At 65.4% G+C, this 21,595-nt stretch carries 22 protein-coding genes; 7 read left to right on the top strand and 15 right to left on the bottom strand.

From position 1 onward, the window contains the following. Nucleotides 1–483: 483 nt before the first annotated feature. Both AWC12_RS18830 and AWC12_RS18825 read right to left on the bottom strand, forming a co-directional pair. On the bottom strand, nt 484–1,698 hold the full coding sequence (locus AWC12_RS18830; protein WP_085176228.1) for a CoA transferase: 1,215 nt from the start codon (nt 1,696–1,698) through the stop codon (nt 484–486). Beyond that, nucleotides 1,695–2,552 carry a mycofactocin-coupled SDR family oxidoreductase gene (locus AWC12_RS18825; protein WP_085176227.1) on the bottom strand — a complete coding sequence of 286 codons (858 nt, stop codon included), beginning with the start codon at nt 2,550–2,552 and terminating at the stop codon, nt 1,695–1,697. The genes AWC12_RS18830 and AWC12_RS18825 overlap by 4 nt, the downstream gene beginning before the upstream one ends. Nucleotides 2,553–2,673: 121 nt before the next feature. Between AWC12_RS18825 and AWC12_RS18820 the strand changes: the two genes are divergently transcribed. After that, on the top strand, nt 2,674–3,480 hold the full coding sequence (locus tag AWC12_RS18820) for an SDR family NAD(P)-dependent oxidoreductase (RefSeq protein WP_085176225.1): 807 nt from the start codon (nt 2,674–2,676) through the stop codon (nt 3,478–3,480). 43 nt (nt 3,481–3,523) lie between these two features. Here AWC12_RS18820 and AWC12_RS18815 read toward each other — a convergent pair whose 3' ends face one another. The 6 genes from AWC12_RS18815 to AWC12_RS18790 are packed head-to-tail and all read right to left on the bottom strand — an operon-like array spanning nt 3,524 to nt 9,514. Continuing rightward, on the bottom strand, nt 3,524–4,804 hold the full coding sequence (locus AWC12_RS18815) for a DUF427 domain-containing protein (protein ID WP_085176223.1): 1,281 nt from the start codon (nt 4,802–4,804) through the stop codon (nt 3,524–3,526). Between the two features lie 12 nt (nt 4,805–4,816). After that, nucleotides 4,817–5,119, bottom strand: a complete 303-nt coding sequence (locus AWC12_RS18810; protein WP_085176221.1) for a hypothetical protein — start codon at nt 5,117–5,119, stop codon at nt 4,817–4,819. Next, nucleotides 5,116–6,627 carry a class I adenylate-forming enzyme family protein gene (locus AWC12_RS18805; protein WP_085176218.1) on the bottom strand — a complete coding sequence of 504 codons (1,512 nt, stop codon included), beginning with the start codon at nt 6,625–6,627 and terminating at the stop codon, nt 5,116–5,118. The genes AWC12_RS18810 and AWC12_RS18805 overlap by 4 nt, the downstream gene beginning before the upstream one ends. After that, nucleotides 6,624–7,346, bottom strand: a complete 723-nt coding sequence (locus AWC12_RS18800; protein WP_234814090.1) for an SDR family oxidoreductase — start codon at nt 7,344–7,346, stop codon at nt 6,624–6,626. Before AWC12_RS18800 ends, AWC12_RS18805 begins: the two co-directional genes overlap by 4 nt. A 29-nt stretch (nt 7,347–7,375) precedes the next feature. Next, on the bottom strand, nt 7,376–8,845 hold the full coding sequence (locus tag AWC12_RS18795) for an aldehyde dehydrogenase (protein WP_085176214.1): 1,470 nt from the start codon (nt 8,843–8,845) through the stop codon (nt 7,376–7,378). Nucleotides 8,846–8,902: 57 nt separating this feature from the next. Then, nucleotides 8,903–9,514: a TetR/AcrR family transcriptional regulator gene (locus tag AWC12_RS18790; RefSeq protein WP_085176212.1), complete on the bottom strand. Its 612-nt coding sequence runs from the start codon at nt 9,512–9,514 to the stop codon at nt 8,903–8,905. 161 nt (nt 9,515–9,675) lie between these two features. Between AWC12_RS18790 and AWC12_RS18785 the strand changes: the two genes are divergently transcribed. Then, entirely contained in the window at nt 9,676–10,485 is an 810-nt protein-coding gene (locus AWC12_RS18785) for an SDR family NAD(P)-dependent oxidoreductase (RefSeq protein ID WP_085176210.1), read from the top strand. Between the two features lie 4 nt (nt 10,486–10,489). Here AWC12_RS18785 and AWC12_RS18780 read toward each other — a convergent pair whose 3' ends face one another. The 7 genes from AWC12_RS18780 to AWC12_RS18750 form a co-directional block, all read right to left on the bottom strand. Then, the gene (locus AWC12_RS18780) at nt 10,490–11,617 is read right to left on the bottom strand and encodes an acyl-CoA dehydrogenase family protein (protein ID WP_085176208.1); all 1,128 of its coding nucleotides are present in this window, start codon (nt 11,615–11,617) and stop codon (nt 10,490–10,492) included. Then, nucleotides 11,614–12,294 (bottom strand): nuclear transport factor 2 family protein, encoded by a 681-nt coding sequence (locus AWC12_RS18775; RefSeq protein WP_207576456.1) that lies wholly within the window; start codon nt 12,292–12,294, stop codon nt 11,614–11,616. Before AWC12_RS18775 ends, AWC12_RS18780 begins: the two co-directional genes overlap by 4 nt. Then, complete coding sequence (locus AWC12_RS18770) at nt 12,291–13,934, bottom strand: class I adenylate-forming enzyme family protein (RefSeq protein WP_085176206.1); 1,644 nt, start codon at nt 13,932–13,934, stop codon at nt 12,291–12,293. Before AWC12_RS18770 ends, AWC12_RS18775 begins: the two co-directional genes overlap by 4 nt. Next, nucleotides 13,931–14,698: an enoyl-CoA hydratase-related protein gene (locus tag AWC12_RS18765; RefSeq protein WP_085176259.1), complete on the bottom strand. Its 768-nt coding sequence runs from the start codon at nt 14,696–14,698 to the stop codon at nt 13,931–13,933. Before AWC12_RS18765 ends, AWC12_RS18770 begins: the two co-directional genes overlap by 4 nt. 70 nt (nt 14,699–14,768) lie before the next feature. Then, nucleotides 14,769–15,515, bottom strand: coding sequence for an SDR family NAD(P)-dependent oxidoreductase (locus AWC12_RS18760; RefSeq protein WP_085176204.1), 747 nt, complete (start codon nt 15,513–15,515; stop codon nt 14,769–14,771). After that, nucleotides 15,505–16,137, bottom strand: a complete 633-nt coding sequence (locus AWC12_RS18755) for a TetR/AcrR family transcriptional regulator (RefSeq protein WP_234814086.1) — start codon at nt 16,135–16,137, stop codon at nt 15,505–15,507. The genes AWC12_RS18760 and AWC12_RS18755 overlap by 11 nt, the downstream gene beginning before the upstream one ends. Beyond that, on the bottom strand, nt 16,134–16,958 hold the full coding sequence (locus tag AWC12_RS18750) for a MaoC/PaaZ C-terminal domain-containing protein (protein ID WP_133057355.1): 825 nt from the start codon (nt 16,956–16,958) through the stop codon (nt 16,134–16,136). The genes AWC12_RS18755 and AWC12_RS18750 overlap by 4 nt, the downstream gene beginning before the upstream one ends. 99 nt (nt 16,959–17,057) lie before the next feature. Between AWC12_RS18750 and AWC12_RS18745 the strand changes: the two genes are divergently transcribed. The 5 genes from AWC12_RS18745 to AWC12_RS18725 are packed head-to-tail and all read left to right on the top strand — an operon-like array spanning nt 17,058 to nt 21,592. Continuing rightward, nucleotides 17,058–18,131 (top strand): LLM class flavin-dependent oxidoreductase, encoded by a 1,074-nt coding sequence (locus AWC12_RS18745; protein ID WP_085176200.1) that lies wholly within the window; start codon nt 17,058–17,060, stop codon nt 18,129–18,131. Further along, a complete protein-coding gene (locus AWC12_RS18740; protein WP_085176198.1) occupies nt 18,128–19,624 on the top strand; it encodes a class I adenylate-forming enzyme family protein in 1,497 nt (498 codons plus the stop codon). Before AWC12_RS18745 ends, AWC12_RS18740 begins: the two co-directional genes overlap by 4 nt. Further along, nucleotides 19,621–20,790, top strand: a complete 1,170-nt coding sequence (locus AWC12_RS18735) for an acetyl-CoA acetyltransferase (RefSeq protein WP_110808684.1) — start codon at nt 19,621–19,623, stop codon at nt 20,788–20,790. The genes AWC12_RS18740 and AWC12_RS18735 overlap by 4 nt, the downstream gene beginning before the upstream one ends. Then, nucleotides 20,787–21,191, top strand: coding sequence for a Zn-ribbon domain-containing OB-fold protein (locus AWC12_RS18730; protein WP_234814085.1), 405 nt, complete (start codon nt 20,787–20,789; stop codon nt 21,189–21,191). The genes AWC12_RS18735 and AWC12_RS18730 overlap by 4 nt, the downstream gene beginning before the upstream one ends. Beyond that, on the top strand, nt 21,188–21,592 hold the full coding sequence (locus tag AWC12_RS18725) for a nuclear transport factor 2 family protein (protein WP_234814084.1): 405 nt from the start codon (nt 21,188–21,190) through the stop codon (nt 21,590–21,592). The genes AWC12_RS18730 and AWC12_RS18725 overlap by 4 nt, the downstream gene beginning before the upstream one ends. The last annotated feature ends 3 nt before the right edge of the window (nt 21,593–21,595 follow it).

Below are 21,595 nucleotides of genomic sequence, written 5' to 3'. Positions count from 1 at the left end.
GACCAGTGTTCCAGATGTCACGCATGACGCGACTCATCTGTCACCTATGTCATGAACTCAGACACCCTTAGCTCCACCCATCTTGAGCGGGTAATCCGCGGTGAACCCGGACAGGCAAGCTTGTCCGAACGTCGGTCCGGCGACAGTCGTTGTTCGAACGCCAACGGCACGCTCGACTGTGACGACACCGTGCGGGTCCAGCGTGGTCTCGTCTGGATCGGTGAGCGCTATAGCTGGAGTCCGACGATCCGGTCTGACTGAGCCGAGTGGACGTACGGGCCGGGTGCCATCGCCGCAGCGGTTATCGCGGACAGGTTCGCGATGTAGCGTGCGGTGAGATCGGCGGTGGTGATACGTCGCTACGACGTTGTGCTCGGCTTCGCCGTAGTGTTCTCGCATCGTCGTGAGCCCCATCGGCCCAGGGACTTGTAGCGCACCCCAAACTGCGGTCGAGGAAGGCGTGCGGTGGGTCCGCCGGAGCGCTTACGCGACCGTCCCGGCATCGAGTAGCGCACCGATCTCGTCATCGGGGATCCCGACGCTGCGTAGCACGTCGGCGGTGTGATCGCCTAGAGCCGGCGCGGCCGCCGCGGCGGGGTACGTGCCGTCGATCGCCAGCGGCAGGCCGGGTGCGAGGTAGTCGCCGATGCGTGGTTGAACGAGGGTCGCGAACAACGGGTTGTCCGTCACCTTGGGATCGGTGACGACGTCTGCGAAACTGCGGTAGCGCTCCCACAGGATTGACGTCCTAGCTAGCGCAGTCGCGACCTCATCTGCGCTGTGGCTGGAAAACCAAGTGGTGAAGAGATCGGTGAGCGCGTCGCGATGACGGTACCGATGCCCCTCGTCCGCAAAGTCCACATTCAGCGATTCAGCAAGCGCAGCAACGGCATTGGTCGTCGCGGTGAGCTCGGTGAGATCGCGGAAGTGCCTGCCGGTCAGCGCGACGATCATGAACGCCGCGCCGTCGGAACTTGCGAATTGCTGGCCGTATTGGCCGAAGATCGCGTTGCCGATCCGCTGACGCGGTGTGCCGTTGATCATCACCTCTGTCAGGAAGCTCAGATTGCCCGCCGTAGCGAGGGCGACATTCTCCAGCGGGATGCTCACCCGTTGGCCTGCGCCGGTGGCGTCGCGATGCCGCAGAGCGGCTGTGACGGCAAGTGCTGCATAGATTCCGCACGTGACATCCCATGCGGGCAGCACGTGGTTGACAGGCACGTCCAGATCGGCAGGCCCGGTGACCAGGGGGAAGCCGACTCCCGCGTTGACGGTGTAGTCGACGCCTGTGCCGCCGTCTGCGCGGCCGGATACTTCGACGTGAATCAGATCAGCGCGCAACGCCGACAGGGCAGCGTACGAATGCCATTGCCGCCCTGAAACATTCGTCATCACGACACCTGCGTCAACGATAAGCCGCTGAATCAACTGCTGGCCTGCCGCGGAACGCACGTCCACGGCCATCGAGCGCTTTCCCTTGTTGAGGCCGGCCCAGTAGATGGACTCGCCCGCGTCGGTAACCGGCCAGCGGTGATAGTCGGCAGCACCGCCGATCGGGTCGACGCGGATCACCTCGGCACCAAGCTGAGCAAGTGTCATACCCGCGAGCGGTACCGCCACAAAGCTGGAGATCTCGATGACCCGTACACCGGACAACGGACGATGCGCACCGGGGGGCTCGGACTTTGCGCCTGTCACATCCCCAGCTTCAAGCCGGCTCCGGCGTCGACGAAGAGTTGTTGTCCCGTGACGAACCGAGACTCATCAGATGCCAGGTACACCACCGCGTGAGAGATGTCCTCCGGCTCGACCCACGGCGTCGGCATGGCCTGGAGGATCGGGAACACCAATTCGGCGTCCTCCCTTGTCGGCTCCGGCAGATCGGGCCGGAACACCTTGTACATCGGCACATTGTGCAGCATGTCGGTATTGACGTTGGTCGGGTGTATCGCGTTTACGCGGATGCTGTGCGGCGCCATCGTCAGCGCAAGGGCCTTGGTGTAGTCACGAATCATCTTCTTCGCCATGCCGTAGCCGGCGCCGCCAGGCCCCTGCGGGCCACCGCCGGTTGCGAGATCCTTCTGGTCTATTAAACCGGCGATGGAGCCGGTGGCGATGATCGAGCTGCCTGCGTTCAGATGGTCGAGGCTTACGTGGATGGTGTTGACCACGCCGACGAAGTCCACGTCGAAGGCGTCGACGAAGCCACGGAAGGGAATGTGGTTGCCCTGCGGGCAGATTCCGGCGTTGGCGACGACCACGTGGAGACCACCGAGTTGGCCAACTGCCTCGTCCAGGGTCGCCTTCAGCGAGGATCGGTCCCGGACATCGACCGCGGCGGAGAACGCGCGCTGTCCCGACTTTTCGATGAGGTTGACTGTCTCGTCGAGATCTTCGGGCGTCGCGAGCGGGTACTCATTCGACTCGATGTCGGCGCAGATATCGATCGCGATGACATCGGCGCCCTCATCGGCCAAGTGCACCGCGTGGCTGCGCCCCTGCCCGCGGGCTGCGCCGGTGACGAGGGCGACCTTTCCCTTGAGACGGTTCATCGATACTCCATTTCGCAACAGCAGCCGTGAGGACGGCTGAATAATAGAACAGAAAGTGTTACGTTGTCACACTGCACGACTGGTTCGGATCGGTAATCATTCCACCACCGTAGGAGTTGCCATGGTGCTGACACGGACTTCCGTGGCGCTGGACGGCAGGGTGGCGGTGGTGACCGGCGGAGGGTCGGGGATCGGTAGGGCGATCGCCGAGGCATTCGCCGAGTTTGGCGCTCGGGTCGCGGTGTGGGAGCGGGAACGAGGCGCAGCCGAGCGTGTGGCCGCGGCGGTGGACGGTCTGGCGTGCGTCACTGATGTCCGGGACCAGGCCCAGGTCGACACCGCGTTGGCGGCAACCGTAGCCGAACTGGGAGTGCCCGCGATCCTGGTGAACAACGCCGGGGGAGTCTTCCGGTCGGGCCTTCTTGAGACGTCGCCCAACGGGTGGGATGCGTTGCTGCGCCTCAATCTTGGCCAGGTGCTGCTGTGCACGCAGCGGGTCGCGCGAGCCATGGTCGCCGGCGGTTCGGGCGGTAGCATCATCAACGTCAGCACGATCGAGGGAATGCGGGCTGCGCCCGGCTTCGCGGCATACGCGGCGGCCAAGGCCGGGGTGCAGAACTTCACGAAAACCGCTGCGCTCGAACTCGCTGTGCACGGTATTCGGGTGAACGGTTTGGCGCCGGATTTGACGCTCACCGAAAGCCTGCGCGCGATGGCGCCTGCAGGCGAGGAGAACGCGAAGCTGATGGTGCCCTTGGGGCGCGCCGGACACGTCGATGAAATGGCTGGAGCGGCGGTATTTCTCGCGAGCGATATGAGCGCGTACGTGACCGGTCAGACATTGCACGTCGACGGCGGCACCAGCGCGGCGGGTGGCTGGTATCACCACCCGGACGGTGGGCACTACGTCCTCGGGTACACGCGATGAACGACGCCGGGGCGGGCTCTCCAGTGTGACTTGTGAGGATCTCCTACATTGCGGTACTGCTGTCGTGGCCCATTGCTGCCGGGTCGCGGTAGAAAGCGCGGATCATGGCCTGCACCGTGTAGGACGCCACGAGACGTCCGTCCCGTGTGAAGACTCGGCCTTCACCCTGAACGAGGCCACGACCGGCCCAGAACGCACGATTCGCGTACAGCAGCCAGTCGGTGACGTCGGAATCATCGTGAAAAGCGATGGTGGACTTCATGATTCCAGTCGACAGTGTGCGGTGCGCACGCGCCTCTCCGAAGCCGCGGTGTGGCAACATCCCTGCCGCAATCGTCCAGTGCGTGGTCGACTGCGCCAGCAGCGCTTGATGCAGATAGGCCGCTCCGGGATCGTGACGGAACCGCGTCCAGGCGTTGATGACGGGTGGCCCGACGCGGTCCGGGTCCGGGTCGTAGGCGCCGTCGACGATGCGCAGTTCGCGGCCGGGCATGGAGAATCCCGCGAACGGCACCGCCGCGTCGGGCCCCGGCACCTCCGGCATTGCCTCGACGTCGCGGATCACATCCGGCGCGCCCGAGTCGGCGAGTAAGAGAGCAACGCAGCGCAGGCTGTCGTGCTGGCTGATACGCACCTCGGTCGTCGAGAACGTGCGACCCCTTCGGAGCACTTCGACGGCCAAATCAACAGGCGCCGTGAATGATGCCGCTTTACTGAAGATCATCGATGCCGACGTAACCCGTTGCCCTGAGAGAACTTTTGTTGCCGCAACGATGGCCTGCGCGGCGAGCTGCCCGCCCTCGACGACGTCCCGTCGCGTCGGGCCGTGCGCCGGGCCGATGAAGCGCGTCTCGCCCGACGGCTGGACGTCGATCAAGCGCAACAGTTCTGCCGCGTCTCCCCACAGCGGGAAGTCCGTCGGCACTTTCGAGCCGTCTTCCCACTGTTCGACAAGAACCACTCGGACCACGTCGTGGTAGAACGACACGTACCCGGCGATGTCGGCGACTTCGTCGAGCGGTTCGCGGTACGACCACGCCACGTTAGGGACGTTGGCTTCGGCTCCCGTCACGTTCCAGTAGCACGCCTCCCCTTTGAACGGGCACACCGTGGTGTGGTCGCTCCCCGCAAGATGCTCCCAGTGAACTGCAGATTGGGGGAAGTAGAGGCGATCTTCGTGGTCGGTTTCGGTCACGACCAGGCACGCGTCGCTCTCGGCGAGCAGGACCTCGCCCGCCCACACCTGCCCGGTCAGCGAACACGGCACCAGTTCGACGCGGTAATCGGGGAACCTCGACCATGCCGACTCCACCTGTGTCGTCATCTGCCCTGCCTCCTAGTCGCTGGCGGGCAGGGGTTTGGCTTCTTTGAGCGCGAGGGGAGTTGTGCCGATGCTGATGGTGCCTTTGCCGGCTTTGGTGACGAGGACTTCGGCGCCGCCGTCGTCGACGTAGCGTTTGCCCATCAGGTTCCCGTCGGCCAGCGTGTCGTCCAGGGACATGCTGGTATCGGGCTGGTCTCCGACGGGGATGGCGGGTGCCCCGCCGATCCGCAGGTCGTCGAGTGCGTCGGAGGATCGCACGATGATGACCTGGGTGTCGCAGACTTGGCTTTGCAGGCGGGTGCCGTTTTTGATCATGCGGGCTCCTTCGAGGTCACGTTGAGTTCGTTGACGAGTTCGCGGCGCAGCACCTTGCCGGTCGCGTTGGTGGGCAGCTCTTCGCGGAACACCACCCGGTCGGGGGTTCGGGATCCGCGCAGCTGGGATCGGACGTAGGAACGCAGGTCCTCGATGTCGGGTTGGGTGCCGGGCTGGGGGACGACGACGGCGACGATGATCTGGCCCCACTCGGGGTCGTCGGCGCCGACGACGGCGCAGTCGTGCACGTGGGGGTGCTCGACGAGGACGTCCTCGATCTCGGCGGGGGCGATGTTCTCGCCGCCGCGGATGATGGTGTCGTCGGAGCGGCCGCCGATGAACAGGTAGCCGGCCTCGTCGAGGTGGGCGACGTCTTTGGTGGGGAACCAGCCGTTCTCGTCGAGCACCGAACCGATGTCGGTGTATTTGCCTGAGACCTGTTCTCCGCGCACGAACAGTTCACCGGTCTGGCCCGGTCCCAGGACGGTGCCGTCCTGGGCGCGGATTTCGATTTCGATGCCCGGGACGGGTTGTCCTACCGATCCGAGGCGCCGGATCGCGGATTCGTCGGTGGCCGCCAGCGCGGCGCGGTGGTCGTCGGGGGTGAGTACGGCGATCGTCGAGCTGGTCTCGGTGAGGCCGTAGGCGTTGACGAACCCGACGGCGGGTAGTAGTTCGAGTGCTTTACGCACGAGGGGGAGAGGAACTTTGGAGCCGCCGTAGGCCAGGGTGCGCAGTGTCGGAAGTGTGGTGTCGGCGTTTTCGAGGACGGTGACGATGCGGTCGAGCATGGTGGGGACCACCGTCGCCGAGGTGACGCCTTCGTCGGCCACCAGCTGCACCCATTTCTGTGCGTCGAAGTTGGTGAGGTACACCATTTTTCGTCCCGCGTAGAGATTCGACAGGGCGGCGCTGACTCCGGCGATGTGGTAGGGCGGGACACAGATCAGCGCGGCGTCGTCGGGTTCGGCGGAGGCGAATTCGACGGTGCCCATGATGTAGCTGGTCAGATTGCTGTGAGTGAGTTCAACGGCTTTCGGTGCCGAAGTGGTGCCAGAAGTGAACAGCACGACTGCGACCGCGTCGGGATCGGCAAATTCGGCAACGGGATCGGCCCTCGCGGCGGCGTCGAGGAACTCACCGGAACCGATCGTGGCGAAACCGGACTCACCGACCGCGTCGCGGTACTCGTCGTCGACGACCACCAGCGGGTTCGATAGCCGGCCGATCAGCGTCTGCAACCCGTCGGCCGACAGGCGGTAATTCAGCGGCGTGACGGGTATCGCGGCCCGTGCCGCGGCGAACAGCAGCAGCGGCAGCATCGCCCCACCGGTGCCGACGTAGGCGACATGCTGGGCGCCGGAAGCCGCGATGACACCGGCGCCACCGTCGGCAAGGGCATTTAATTCTTGGACCGTCCAGCGTGTTTCACCGGAGACCAACGCGGCTTCACCGCTGATCGCCAGCGTCGAACCCTGCGCCATCTCCAACAGCAGCGAGATGCTCATAGCGTCATGGGAGCAGCTGGGGACTTCAGGGTCACGTGGTCAAGGCCCACGTTCGGGTTGTCGAGCGCGCCGGCAAAGATGCCGGCCATGGTGTCGGCCACGGTCTCGGGTGTCATGTGTGTCGCCGGAACCAGACCACGAGAAATCCATTCCCCGGCAACAACACCGAGGAGATCGGGATCGAAATCCGAGATGAAATCCGTAGGCACCGTCGCCCCTACTTCGATGCAACTGAATCGGTATCCCGGGTGCTCTAGCCGCCACGACACCAGGCTGCGCTCCATCGCAGCTTTGCTGGCTGAATAGGCGCCGAGTGCGCGATGCGGATGGCGCACGGAGTCGGACGACAGTACAGCAACGATGGCCGAGGGTGCGAGGACCGGAAGATGCGCCTGGATGACCTGATGGACGCCGATGACATTGGTCTCCAGCACTTTCAGCCAGTCGTCGGCGTCCACGTCCGAAAGGGGTTTCAACGGCGCGTATCCGGCGCTGATCACCAGCAGGTCGACCTCACCGAGCGCGCCGGCGGCCGTTTCACCGATGCGGATGCAGTCGGCCGGTATGCGGATATCGGCAGAGATCGATGTCGCCGCCGCCGCGCCGGCAAGCACCTCGGGTGGCAACTCCCGGCGTGCCACGACGACCATGTGTGCACCCTCGGCGATAGCTCTGACGGCGAATGCTCTTCCGATGCCGGCCGAGCCGCCAACGACCACCACACGTTTGTCCTTGAGGGACCGGTCGGTCACCGCGCCCCCTCGGCGATCGACTTCATCTCCAAATACTCCTCGAATCCGGCGACACCCATCTCCCGCCCGATACCGCTCTGCTTATAGCCGCCGAACGGCACGTCGACGCCATAGAACACGCCGCCGTTGACGTTGACGGTACCGGTGCGCATGCGGTTTGCGACGGCACGCGCTCGCTCGTCCGATGCGCTCACCACACCTCCCGACAACCCGTATCGCGAATTGTTGGCGATCTCGACGGCGTGGTCGTCGCCGTCGTGCGGTATCGCCACCAGCACGGGTCCGAAGATCTCGTCTTGGGCCACAGTGGAATCCGGATCCACATCCGCCAGAACAGTCGGCTCCACGAAATAGCCGGTCGGTAGGTGGGCCGGAATGCCGCCGCCCACCGCGATTGTGGCGCCCTCGTCGACACCCTTTCGGATGTAACCGAGAACGCGCTGACGCTGCTCTTCGCGGATGAGAGGACCCATGAGTACCGACGAGTCGGTCGGATCGCCATACGGCCAGCCTTTCAGCGTGTCCGCCAGCGCCTCGACGCCTTCGCGATACTTCGCGCGGGGCAACAGGAGTCGCGTGGTGTTGGCGCATCCCTGGCCTGCGTGTGTCGTGGCGGCGAACGCCGCAGAGGTGACCACAGATCCGATGTCGGCGTCATCGAGAGCGACGAGTGCCGACTTGCCGCCGAGCTCCAGGAAAACCTTCTTGATGGTGGGTGCAGCAGCGATCATGATGCGTGTGCCGGTGGCGGTCGATCCGGTGAACGAGACCATGTCGACGCGGGGATCTTCGCAGAGTTGCTGTCCCACAGAGTGTCCGGCGGATGTCACGATGTTCACAACGCCGGCCGGGATGTCGGTGTGCTCCGCGATCAGCTGACCCAGCAGTGTCGCGGCATACGGTGTGTCGGGCGCGGGTTTGAGCACCACGGTGTTGCCGGCGGCCAGCGCGGGTACCAGCTTGGCGAGGTTGATCTGGACGGGGTAGTTCCACGGCGTGATCGCTCCGACGACGCCAACCGGCTCGCGGCGCACCGTGCGATGCGTCTTCATGCCGAATGGCTCGGCGAGTCCGAGGCTGGTTTCCCACTGATAGGACTCGGTGAGGTCAGCCACCCAGGGCAGCCCAGCCACGGGTGCGTCGAACTGGGGTCCGAGCGTCAGGGCTACCGGACACCCGACTTCGGAGACCGTTGTCGCCCGAAAGTCGTCGGCGTGCTTGGTGAGGGCCTCGTGCAGTTGACGAATGCACTGAACACGGAACTGCGGGGACTGCGCCCAATCGGTGTGGTCGAACGCCCGCCGCGCCGCCGCGATCGCGGCGTCCATATCGGTTGCATTTGCGTTCGACGCGACCCCGATGATGCGCTCGGTCGCGGGATTGATGTTGTCGTACGTCTCTCCACTGGACGACGCGACTAGTCGTCCGTCGATCAACATGCGCTCCTCGCGCCACATCTCGGCCATAAGGAGGAACAATAGTACAGAGATTGTTCAGTTGAACAGATGTGAGCCGGGGGCGAGTCAGCGCAAGCCGTTGACCGCGAACTTCTCGACGTACTTGCGAACGGTTTCCGGTTTGGACATGTCGAACGTCTGGGCCTCGTTGACCGTCGAGAACGAGTAGATGATGCGGGCAAGCCACTCACTGGCGGCCGTAACGTCGACTCCGGAGCCGACCTCGCCCCGCTTCTGCGCCTCGCGAACGTACGGCACCAAGAATTCGGTGGAGCGCCGAACCGCGGAGTCGCCATCGGAAATCATGTGGCGCATCAGTTCGGCGTCATCGGCCATCAGGCGGTTGCGTGTCCGATGGTCAATGAGGATCCTCGCGTGGGTCTCAGCCATCGCGCCGAGCTTCTCGGCCAGCGTCGGCCTATCGGCCATGGCCTCTGCGACCAGGCGGTAGAACTTCTGTGCTCCGAACTCGATCGCCGCGTCGATGAGGACAGTGCGGTCCTCGAAGTATCGGTAGACCGTGCCCCGCGACACGTTCGCCATGCGTGCCACATCCTGCACGCTCGTACGCTGAATGCCCAGTTGTGTGAAGCACTGATTCGCTGCCTCCAGGATCTGATCCCGGCGGTCCAGTTCGTCCTGCTCTTCGACCTCTGCCGTGACGCGTGAGGCTGCCATGTAGCTCCTTGCCTGTTGGGAGGCCGATGGGAAGGTTCCCGGGGCGCCCCGCCAAGTTCATCATGTTACGCGACATGACATGTTCGGGCGTGTCGCCGACACGAATGAAATGAACAGTGACACATATTGCGCCTAGGTGTTAGATGTGACAGCTTGAGGCCGTGGACCTCGGAGTCAGCGGTCGGAATTTCGTGTTGGTCGGTGGCACCACCGGGATGGGATTCGGCGCGGCTCATCAGCTTGCAGGCGATGGTGCGAACGTCGCGCTGCTGGCGCGTGATGAGCGGCGAGCGGTCGAGCGGGCGAAGCTACTCAGCGACACCTACGGGGTACATGCGGTGGGTATCGGTGTCGACGCAGCGGCGCCCGGTGACGGGGTCGACCGAGCGATCGACCGAGCAGCCGACGAATTGGGACCACTGCGCGGGCTTGCGGTGACGGCGGGTCCGATGAAACAGCAGGGGCCGTTCGTCGAACATGGCGACGACTCGTGGGACTGGTACTACCAAATCATCCTGATGGCCACGGTCCGGTCGTGCCGAGCGATCATTCCGCATCTGCAGCGCAATGGCGGAGGGACCATTGTCAACACTGCCGCGTACTCGGTGCGTGCGCCGAAGATACTGATTCCGCCCTACAACGCGCTGAAGGCCGCAGTCCTGACGCTGTCGAAGATCCTGGCGAAGACTCACGGACCTGACGGGATCCGGGTGAATGTCATGTGTCCGGGGCTCTTCGACACCGAGACCAACGATCACATCCGCGAGAAGCGGGCAGAACAGTACGGTGTGCCCCTGGCGGATGCCATCTACACGCATCTGTCGAGTAACCCGGATTGGAATATGCGGGTTGCGCTCGGACGAGGCGGATTCCCCCACGAGGCAGGCGAACTGGTGGCGTTCCTGCTCAGCGACCGGGCGGCCTACATGACCGGCGCGGTCATCAACATCGACGGCGGAACCGACTTCTAGGCACCTAGATGCCCACCCGGTCGGCGAGAAGACGACGGTGATGATCGGCGTCGCCGAGCAGCAGAGACGAGGACTTCGCCCGCTTGAAGTACATGTGCGCGGGATGCTCCCACGTGAAGCCGATTCCCCCGTGCAACTGAATGTTGGCCGCCGCGGCGCGGGCGTAGACCTCCGAACAATGTGCCTTGGCCAGGGCCGCGGCCGCCGGGAACTCCGCCGGAAACGTGTCGACGGCGTAGGCGGCGTACTGCGCCGCGCCGCGGGCACATTCGATGTCGAGCATCAGGTCCGCGCACCTGTGTCTGATCGCTTGGAACGATCCGATCGGCTTGCCGAACTGATGACGTACCTTGGCGTAGCCGACGGCCTGGTCCAAACAACGCTGGGCTCCGCCCACCTGCTCATTGGCCAGAGCGGCCGCAGCCCGTGAGAGAGCGTGCTCTATTCCGGCCGCAGTGATATCCAGGCGCGATGCGGGAGTCGAGGAGAGTTTGATAACGGCCTGACGACGGGTCGGGTCCAATGTCGCCTGCGGCCGACGTTCGAGAGTTGTCACGTCCTCCACGATGAACACGCCGACGTCGGCGTCCGTGCGTGCGACGACGAGGACCAGATCCGCGAGAACACCGTCGAGCACATAGTGTTTGGTGCCACTGAGGGTCCAACCGTCGGAGCCGCCGTGCGCCCGCGTTGCGATGGCATCTGGTGCGTCGACAGACCACGTGCCATTGCGTTCGGTGATGGCGAGCGTGGCAATCGTGTCGGCGTTGGCGATTCCTGGCAGGTGCTGCCGCTTGGCGGGTTCGTCGTCGGAGGCCACCAACACGCCGGCAGCAAGCACTGCTGAGGCGAAGAACGGCCCCGGAAGCAGGGCCGCCCCCATCTCCTCGAGGACCAGGGCCAGCTCGCGGTAGCTGAAGCCCTCCCCGCCGTACTCCTCGGGAATTGCCAGTCCCTGCAGATTGAGTTGGTCGGCCATCGCTCGCCACGCGGCGGGGTCGTATCCGTCGGTCGATTCCATGACCCGTCGGACCTCGTTCTCAGGGCAGTGGTGCGCAAAGAAGGCGCGCACTGCGGAGCGGAACTCCCGCTGCTCGTCGCTGTCGGTGAACGCGTCGGATTGAACGGTCATCTCGAAAGGTTCCTCGGGTCGTCGGCGGCGCGTCCGGTGGAACTGCCCCTCGGCAGAGCACCGTCGCGCCGCAGGGTGCGAATCCAGTCCCCGATGTCGGCGGGTGGCGGGACAGGGGCATCGAACCGGCCTGGGTCGGCGCTGCGGAACGCGTCCCAGCTGGGAAAGCTCTCGTGAAAAGCGCCATCGTGCGCCGTCGTGCCTGGCCATCGCATCTTGTGCGGACCGACGGGCGGATCGCGGACATCGCTTTCGTACCAGAACAGCGGTTTGCGCTGGACGAAGAACCATCGACCATCGCGGCGCTCGTAGGAGTCGAGGTAGGCGAGCAGCTCAATGACCCACACCGTCGCGGTTTCCAGGTCGTTGCGGGAGTAGACAAGTCCCGTTGCGTGGGTGGTGTCGTGCACATCGATGACATGGCCGAGTACACCGTGTGCGCTGCCGAGCAGGTCGTGGCGCAGCTCGACGTCGTACCAGCGGCGCAGTGCTTCGCGCCCGCGCAGCCGACCCGGAACCCGTACGTCCTCGACAAAAAGGTTCACCAGCGAATCGAGATCGCGCATGTCCAGCGCCACTGCGTATTTCGCTGCTAGCTGTCGGATCTCGTCGAGTGCCTCGAGTCGATCGAGCCGCGCCGCCAGCGCGGCCAAGCCGTCGGAGCCGGAGGGGTTCACCCCAGCGCGCCCTCTGCCATCAGGACCGCCAGCCTGCGTTTGTCGATCTTGTCGGTGGTGGTGTAGGGCAGCCCTTCCGCGTCGGCGAGGATGGCCCACCTCTTGGGCACCTTGTACGCGGCGAGACGCGCACGGCACGCGGCCACAAGGGAATCTGCTGTGGCGTGGTGGCCGTCATTGAGCACCACCGCGGCACTGACGATGGCGCCGCGCTCGGTGTCGGGAACGCCGACGACGTACGCGACCCGAACCTCGGGCAGATGCCGCAGGGCGGCTTCCACCTCCATCGGGGCGACGTTGGTGCCCGACGTCTTGATCATCTCGTCGGTACGGCCAGCGAAGTACAGGTGGCCGTCGTCGTCGCGGTAGCCGGCGTCCTTGGTGTGAAGCCACCCGTCCCGGTCGACGACCTCGTACCAATGTTTGCCGATCATGCCGCGCAGCAACGCCGTTCCGCGGACGCAGATCTCGCCCGTCACGCCGTTGGGTACCTCGACGCCTTCGTCGTTGACGATCTTGTGCTCGTAGCCGGGTGCGGATACGCCGAGAGAGCCGCGCTTGGCTTCGGGCACCTCCTCGTGGGGTGGCCACCAGGTATGGCTGCTGCATGTCTCCGTCATCCCGAGTTGGGCGACGCGCAATGACGGATCGGGTGTGCGTCGTTCGGGGCTGAGCAGCACTTGCTGATAGCCCTCCCGAAGTCGGGACAGATCTGTCGTCGCGAAGTCCGGATGGTTGACAAGCGCGGGTCCCACGTGCGGGAAACCCGTTGTGTAGGTGGCTCTCTCACGCTCTAGTAGACGAAGGGTGTGGCCGGCCTCGAACTTGTGCTCGGTCAAAACCGTTGCGCCGTGTTGCAGGGGGCCAAGGAAGCCGAACACCAGGCCCGCTACCCAAAAGAACACCATGGGCACGTAGATGTTGTCGTCGGCGTTCCAGCCGTGTTCTCCGGCGATGAAGCGAGAGTGGGTGATGGCGGTGCCGTGGGTGTGCACGATGCCCTTGGGGTGCGACGTGCTTCCTGAGGTGTAGATGACCAGCAGGTCATCGGTGGGGCGCACGGTCTGCTCGCACGCAGCGAGAAATTCTGGAGTGGCCGGCTCGGGCCACTCGACGGGCCATTCCGCAGTGACGGGTCCGAGCGGCAGCACGTTGCGCAGCTGGGGGAGCGCTCCGGACCGCAGTGGCACATCCATCCCGTCGGCGGCAGCGGTCAAGCGAGAGAGCATGTCCTTGCCGAGGATCGACTGCACCGACAGCACGGTGTGCACGTCCGCGTCGCGGAGCACCCACGCCAGTTCGGCTGGCTGCAGAAAGGTGTTGAGCGGTAACGCAACTGCGCCGATTCTGGTGACGGCGAGGAACGCGACGACGAATTCGGGACCGTTCGGGGCGAGGATGCCGACCCTGAGCCCCTTTGTGATTCCGGCGTTGATCAGCCGCGCCGACATGGCCGCGGAGTCGGCATCGGCTTGGGCGTAGGTGATCCGCTCGACGGAGCCGTCGTCGAGACATGTGACGACGAGATCCGAGCGGCCGTGCTCGGCAACCACCGACGCGAGCACGGCGGGCATGGTCGGTTCGTAGGGAAGCGGCCCGTATTCGAACGTGCGTGCAGCCGAGCCCACCGAAGACGTCATTCGATGACCCACTGCGGTTCGCGTTTCTCGGCGAACGCGACCATTCCCTCGCGGTAGTCGGGATGAGTCATCTGGTGCTGCAGCACGTAGCGGTAGGCGACGTCGTTGGCTGCGTGCAGACCGACGTCCAGGCTCGTCCACATCGCCTTGATGGATGCTTGCGTCGTCGCCGGCGACAGCGTCGCGATAGTGAGTGCGATCTCGCGGGCGCGGGCCTGCAGCCGATCGCCAGGCACGACCTCGTTGATGAGCCCGATCTCGTATCCGCGTTGGGCGCTGATCCTGCCCTCCTTGGTCATCAGCGCCAACTGCATCACCATCGAAATTGGCATGCGGCGTAGCAGCACCGCCGGTTCCAGGGCGAAAACGTTGCCCACCTTGAGATGTGTGTCGATCAACTCCGCGTGGTCGGCCGCGATGATCAGGTCGGAGTCGGCGACCTGGTGCAGTCCGCCGCCGACCACCATGCCGTTGAGTGCGCAGATGACGGGCTTCCAGACGTTGTGGTGCAGTCGCGAGCCCGGCACCTTGTTGCGGATGCCGCTTGCCGCGGTGGCCCGGATATCCTGTCCGGCGCTGAACGCGCGGTCCCCGGCCCCGGTGATGATGGCTACACGAATCTCGGGGTCGTCGCGGACCTGACCCCATGCCCAGCCCAACTCGCTTCGGGTGAGGTCGTCGGTGGCGTTGAGCCGCTCGGGCCGGTTGATGGTGATTGTGGCGACGTGGTCACTGACGTCGAACAGAATCCGTTCTAGTTCCACTCCGAAACCCTTCCTCGACTGCGCGTTGAACACATTATCAGGAAGTGTTTCATCGTACTGTGAGGTCCGGTCATGGCATCCATTGCCCGCCCGAGACCGAGATCAGCTGCCCGGTGACGTGTTTGGCCGCATCCGAGCACAGGAACGCGACGGTCTTGGCGATGTCGTCGGGATCGCCGATCGCCCCGGTCAAGGTGGACTCGCGCATGGTGTTGAGTTCGGCTTCGGACTTCTTTGACAGCAGCCACGGTGTCGCGGTCGTACCCACCACCACGGTGTTCACCCGCACGCCGAGGGGCCCGAGCTGAACAGCCATCAGGCGGCTGAGGCCTTCGACACCGGCCTTCGCCGCGGCATATGCGGGCGGGCCGGTCCGCACGCCGTGTGCGGACACCGAGCTGATGTTCACTATCGCTCCACTGCCTGCGTCGACCATCTGGCGGGCCGCGACCTGGGCCATGATGAATGTGCCGGTGAGGTTGACCGCCACGATGCGGTCCCAGTCATCATCTTTCTGGTCGAGAAATGTTGCGGGCAGTGTCATTCCGGCGTTGTTGACCAATGCGCTGATCGGTCCGAACTCGCCGGCCAGTCGTGAGAGCTCGTTCTCCACTGCGGCGCGGTCGGTGATCGACAACTCGACCGGCACTACGGAGCCAGCGCGCGCGAAGTCGGTGTCGCGCGTTCGCGCGATGGCCTTGGCATTCACGTCGACGACGGCGACGCGGTAGTTCGCCGCGACGAGTTCGGCGACGATGGCCTCACCGATGCCCCGCGCGCCGCCGGTCACGACGGCGAGGTTGCGCTCATCCGACACGGCGGTCCCTTTCGGCGCGGATGAGACGCTCGATCCTGGTGATCGACGGGCGGAGGAGGTCGATCGCCTGCGCCATCGACGCGACAAGATCACCGCTGCCGTTGGTTGCCACCCAGGTGTCGATTGCGGCGCGGTTGGCGCCGTTGACGACGCTGACCGCGAGTCGCGGTCGGAGGTCGGTGTCCGGGTCGGCCCCGAGACGGAGGGCCACCTCGTTCGTCATCTGGTCGATCCAGTCGTCGTTGATGCGAAGGCGGGTGGCGCGTAGCGCGGGATGGCGGGAGTAGAGCTGTGCCCGCACCAGGAACATCTCGGGCTGTGTGCTGATCGCTTCCGCCACCGCGGCCGAGGCGTCAGCCAACGCTCGCCACAGGGAACTCGACGTCGACGCGCGAAATCGGCGCGTGGCCTCGTCGAGGCGCTCGGCGTATCCGTCGAACAAGATGTCTTCCTTCGCCGCGAAGTGATGGAAGAACGTCCGCGGCGCGACCCCGGCGAGCGCGGAGATCTGCTCCACGGTGGTGGCTTCGTAGCCGTTGCCGTCGAACAGCTCGATGGCCGCGGCTATCAGGGCCTGCCGATTGCGTTGGCCTCGTGCTCTGCGCTGGTCCACGGGGATCATCCTCGCAGCGTCGCGGTGCCCGCCGACAGTGCGACGACGGGGCCCTGGCTGGTGCGGAATCGCACTCGTTCTCCCTCGCGCCATATTTCCGTACGCAGCGGTTTCCCCAGAGTGACGGGTTTCGCGAAGCGGCAGCTGATCGAGCCCAGCGCGTCGGGATCGCCCCCTCCGACGCCGTTCACCAGCGCGCGGGCGGCGAAGCCGAACGTGCACAGGCCGTGGAGGAACACGTCGTCGAAGCCGGCCTTGCGTGCCGCGGCCGGGTTGATGTGCAGCGGGTTGCGATCACCGCTGAGGCGGTAGATCGCCGCTTGTTCGGGCCGCACCTCGTCATCGACGACGACGTCGGCGACCCCGTTGGGATCCTCCGGCGTGGCGGGCCCGCGGTCGCCACCGAAGCCGCCTCCGCCCAGCACCATCGTCTGCCCGACGGCGACGAACAGCTCACCATCGTCGTCGGAACCCCGCGTCGTCACCTCGATCGAGGCGTGCTTGCCTTTATCCCACACCGCGGTCACCTCCCCGGTGACCGCGACCTCGCCGCGCGGCCGAAGCGGGCGGGACACGGTGACCGACTGTCCGCCGTGCACGATCGGATACGACCCGAGGCTCAGCACCGCACGCAGGTCTTTCACCGCCCACCAGTTGGCGAGAAGCGCGAAGGTGGGGAGCACGGCAGGCCCGCCTGCCTCGTCCAGCAGTCGGAGTTCGGCGGGCGGGCGAGCGCCCACACCCAGGGCGTAGAGGATGACGTCGGTCTCCGTCCACGCGAATGTCGTCGGATCGAGCGTGGTGCCCACGGCGTGCGCGGTCAGAGTCAACGCAACCTCCCAAGTCCTCGTATTGAACGGATTGACGATATATGTTCGATCGTGCAATATAGTCGCAGTAACTGCAACTAGTTTCTAGGAGCGATCGACATGAAGTTCGGTGTCTTCATCCTCGGCGACAAGCCCAACCACCTGACCGACCAAGAGGTGTTCGCCAACGTGCTCGAGGAGGCGCGCTGGGCTGAGGAACTGGGCTATGACGAGGTGTGGCTCGCCGAGCACCACTTCTCGCCGTACGGCATGCTGGCCGATCTGCCTCTGGTCGCCGCTGCCATCGCGGCGCAGACCGAGCGCATCCGCATCGGCACGGCGTGCATGGTCAGCCCGTTCCACGACCCGATCCAGCTCGCGGAACGTATTGCCATGGTGGATGTCTTGTCGGGCGGTCGCTTCGACGCCGGGTTCGGTCGCGGGTATCAGGCACACGAGTTCAAGGGCTTTGGCATCCCGATGGACGAGGCGACGGGTCGCTACCAGGAGTGCCTGGAGATCGTGAACCTGCTCCTCACCCAGGAGAACGTGAGTTACCAGGGCAAGTACTTCCAGATCGAGGACGTCACGATCTACCCGCGGCCGGTGCAGCAACCGGTTCCGGTGTGGGGCACGGTGATGAAGACGCCGTCAAGCTTCGAATGGTTGGCAGACAAGGGGTTCGGTGCCATCATCGGCAATCCGTACACGGTCGACCCCGACCTGCAGGGCGCCCTCGACATCTATCTGGAGACGCAGGCCAAGAAGGGGCTCGACGCGGCCACCGAGAACGTGTGGGCGCTGTTGAATGCGTTCTGCCACACCGACGACGCGTTCGCTCGCACGTATCCGCGTGAAAGCGTAGAGCTGTCCATCGAGCGGCATCGCGCGTACTCGAACCCGTTCGAGCGCGGCGCCGAGATCCCCGCGGATTACAAGGCCTACTCCGACTGGTTCGAAAAGCACGACAAGCAGAGCTACGAGCAGGTACTCAACTCCCACCTGACACTGATGGGGGACCCGGACCGCATCATCGGCAAGATGCAGACGGTCATCGACATGGGGTGGCGCAACATCATGCTGCGCATGTCGCGCGGCGGCGCGATGGACCGGACCAAGGTGTACGAGTCGATGAAGCTCTTCTCCCAAGAAGTGATCCCGGCGGCGGCCGGACTCGTGGCAGCACCGGCTTGAGCGACCAACTCGCCGAACGCCTCCGAACCGTCCTCTCGCTCGATCCGGCGGCCCCCGCCATCGAATCCGACGGCGTCTGGACGGACTGGGCGGCGTTGAACACGATCGCCACCGGCGTCGAACAGCGGCTCGCCGCGGCCGGTTTGGGCCCTGGTGCGCCTATCGGTCTGGTGCTGCGCAATCAGCCGGCCATGGTGGGCGCACTGATCGGGGTACTGCTTGCAGGTGCGACGGTCGTGACGATCAACGCCTCGCACGGGGACACGGGTCTGGCAGCCGACGTCGCCGATCTCAACCTCGCTGCCGTCGTGGCTCTGGAGGCCGATTGGAAGCGAACGGGGTTCACCGATGCAGCGGTGGGTGCGCTGGGCCTCGTGGTGGGTCATGCTCCACCCACGGTCGCGCTGCGTCCGGGCTTCGAGGTGCCTGGGCCGGGTCCCTTTCGAATCGAGCCCGACGGCATCGCAGTGGAGATGCTGACCAGTGGGACCACCGGGCCGCCGAAGCGAATTCCGCTGTCGTATGACGCTTTCGGCAACACGGTCGCTGCAGCGGGTGCGCACTACTCGGCCGCCAGCGACAGCGCGCCTCGGCTGCGGTCGGGCGTCGCCATCGTGAGTTCCCCGCTCGTGCACATGTCCGGGTTGTTCCGCACGCTGCTGAACATCTGCGAGGGTCGCAAGATCGCCCTGCTCGAGCGGTTCCGAGTGGCCGACTTTATCGACCTGGTCCAGCGACACCAGCCGCGGGCGGTGAGCCTCGTTCCGTCGGCGCTGGCGATGGTCCTCGACGCCGACGTCGATCCTGGCGTGTTCGCGAGCGTCCAGGTGGTGACGTCGGGTACTGCGCACCTACCGGTCGCTGTCCAGGAAGCCTTCGAGCGGCGCTTCGGCGTCGCAGTGCTTCCGTCCTACGGCGCCACTGAATTCGCGGGCGGTGTCGCCGGCTGGAACCTCGAACTCCATCGACAGTGGGCGGCGTCCAAGCGCGGCAGTGTCGGCAGACCTCAGCGCGGACGTGAAGTCCGTATCGCGTCCCTCGACGACGGCCGGGTGCTCGTGCCGGATGAGCAGGGTCGAATCGAGGTGCGTACCGGCGGCGGTGAATGGGTGCGCACCACCGACCTCGGGCGCATCGACCCCGACGGGTTCCTCTACGTCGAGGGGCGCACCGACGACGTGATCATCCGCGGTGGATTCAAAGTGACGCCCGGCGATATCGTCGAGGCGCTGCGCCGACACCCAGCGGTTCGCGACGCCGGAGTCACCGGTCTGCCCGACGATCGTCTCGGCGCCGTCCCGGTGGCGGCGGTCGAACTGAGCGCCGGCGCCTCGGCCGACGCCGACGAACTGCTGGGGTTCCTGCGCGAGCGGGTGACTCGATACCAGGTGCCCGCGCGCCTGATCGTGGTCGACGAACTCCCGCGCACGCCATCACTCAAGGTCAGTCAACCCGGGCTGCGCGAGTTGTTCGACGAGGAGGTCAGGGCGTGACGAGCGTGAGAGGGACGGCGGCCGTGGTCGGCGTTGCCGACGAGGTGTCACCGGATGGGGTCATCGACGTCCCGCTGCGTGAGCTGGAGGCTCGCGTTATCCGATCGGCACTCGCCGATGCCGGGCTGACCCTGCGCGACGTCGACGGTTTGTGCACGTGCACCGGCGGAACGCTCATGCACTCGGTCGAACTGGCCGAATACCTCGGCATTGCACCGCGATTCACCGATGCCACACAGACCGGCGGCGCGAGCTACGGGCTCTACGTCGAGCATGCCGCCGCGGCAATCGCGGCGGGACAGGCCGAAACCGTCGTGATCGTGTACGCGTCCACGCCGCGCGCTGCGCGCAAGCGGGGGGAGAAGGGCCTGGGCGTATTCGCCACCCCGGAACGCCTCGAGTGGGAAACGCCGTTCGGGGTGATGCTGCCGATCAGCGCCTACGCGCTGGCGGCCAACCGGCACATGGCCCAATTCGGCACCACGCCCAAACAACTCGCGCAGATCGCCGTCGACACCAGAACGTGGGCCACCCGCAATCCGCGAGCCCACCTGCGCGACGCGATCACTGTCGAGGATGTCCTGAGCTCCGGATTCCTGGCCGAGCCGATGCACAAGCTCGAATGCTGTCTGGTCACCGACGGGGCCGGGGCGATCGTGGTGACCAGCGCTGAGAAAGCAAAGTCGCTGGCGAAACCTCCGGTTTACGTGCTCGGGGCCGCATCCGCCGCATCACATGCGATGATCTCCCAGATGCCCGACCTCACGGTCACACCGGGCGCGGTTTCGGGTCCCGCGGCCTTCGCCATTGCCGGGCTGACGCCCGACGACGTCGACGTCGTGCAGCTCTACGACTCGTTCACCATCACTGTGCTGTTGGCCCTGGAGGACCTCGGGTTCTGCAAGAAGGGTGAGGGTGGTCCGTTCGCCGGTAGTGGCGCACTCGCGCCAGGTGGTGCGCTGCCCGGCCAGACGACCGGCGGTGGCCTCGCGTACACCCACCCCGGCGCATTCGGCGCCTTCTTGCTGGTCGAGGCGACACGGCAGTTGCGCGGCGAGGGCGAGGACCGCCAAGTCGCGGATGCGAACGTGGCGCTGGCGCATGGCACGGGCGGTGTTCTGTCGGCCACCTCGACCGTGATCCTCGGAACGGAGGCGACCCTGTGACCGCGACCGACTCCGGCATCCCGGTGCCCGAGCCCTCTGCGGTGTCCGCGCCCTTCTGGGCCGCGACTCGTGAACGTGAACTACACATGCAGCGCTGCGCCGGGTGTGCCCGCCTGGTGTGGTATCCGCGCTTCGCGTGCCCCCACTGCGGGCACGACGAGCTGCGCTGGGAGCGGTTGTCGGGAAGGGGTGTGTTGTATGCGGTGAGCGTGCATCACCGGCCTGCGCTGCCCGCGCTCGCCGACAAGGTGCCCTATTCGGTGGTGCTGGTGGACCTCGAGGAGGGTGTACGAATCATGTCCAATGTATTCGGGCCGCCGCCTGCAGTCGGAGCAGTCGTCCGCCTGGCGTGGACACCGCTCCCGGATGGTCGGAACCTGCCGGCGTTCGAGTCCGCGTGAGCGCGGCCGCGGATCTGTACCGTCGCCGCGAGGCGCTGGTGCTCCGGCATGTCGCAGGGGAGAACGATCGCGACCTCGAGGCGATCATGGCCACGTTCGCCCATCCTCGCTACGAGATCGTCCCCACCGCCATGGTTTACGACGGCGATGCGGCGGTGCGGCAGATGATCCTGACGCAGTGGGAGCAGCTGCCAAGGATGCACTATGTCGCCGAGCAGGTGTTCCACTCGGCCGACGGGTTGATCGTCGAGACCAGGACCACTTGCCCCGGCACGCCCGTCGATATGTTGAGCATCAACCTGTTCGGGTTCGATGGTGACGGCCTCATTCTGGAGCGGTGTTACTTCGATCGCATGCTGTTCGCGGCAGAGTTGGAAAAGGTCAACGCGCGGAACGATTGAACA

It is taken from the genome of Mycolicibacterium iranicum (assembly GCF_002101705.1).
GTDB lineage: Bacteria > Actinomycetota > Actinomycetes > Mycobacteriales > Mycobacteriaceae > Mycobacterium > Mycobacterium iranicum.
This window is presented reverse-complemented; position numbering and strand designations above follow the sequence as displayed.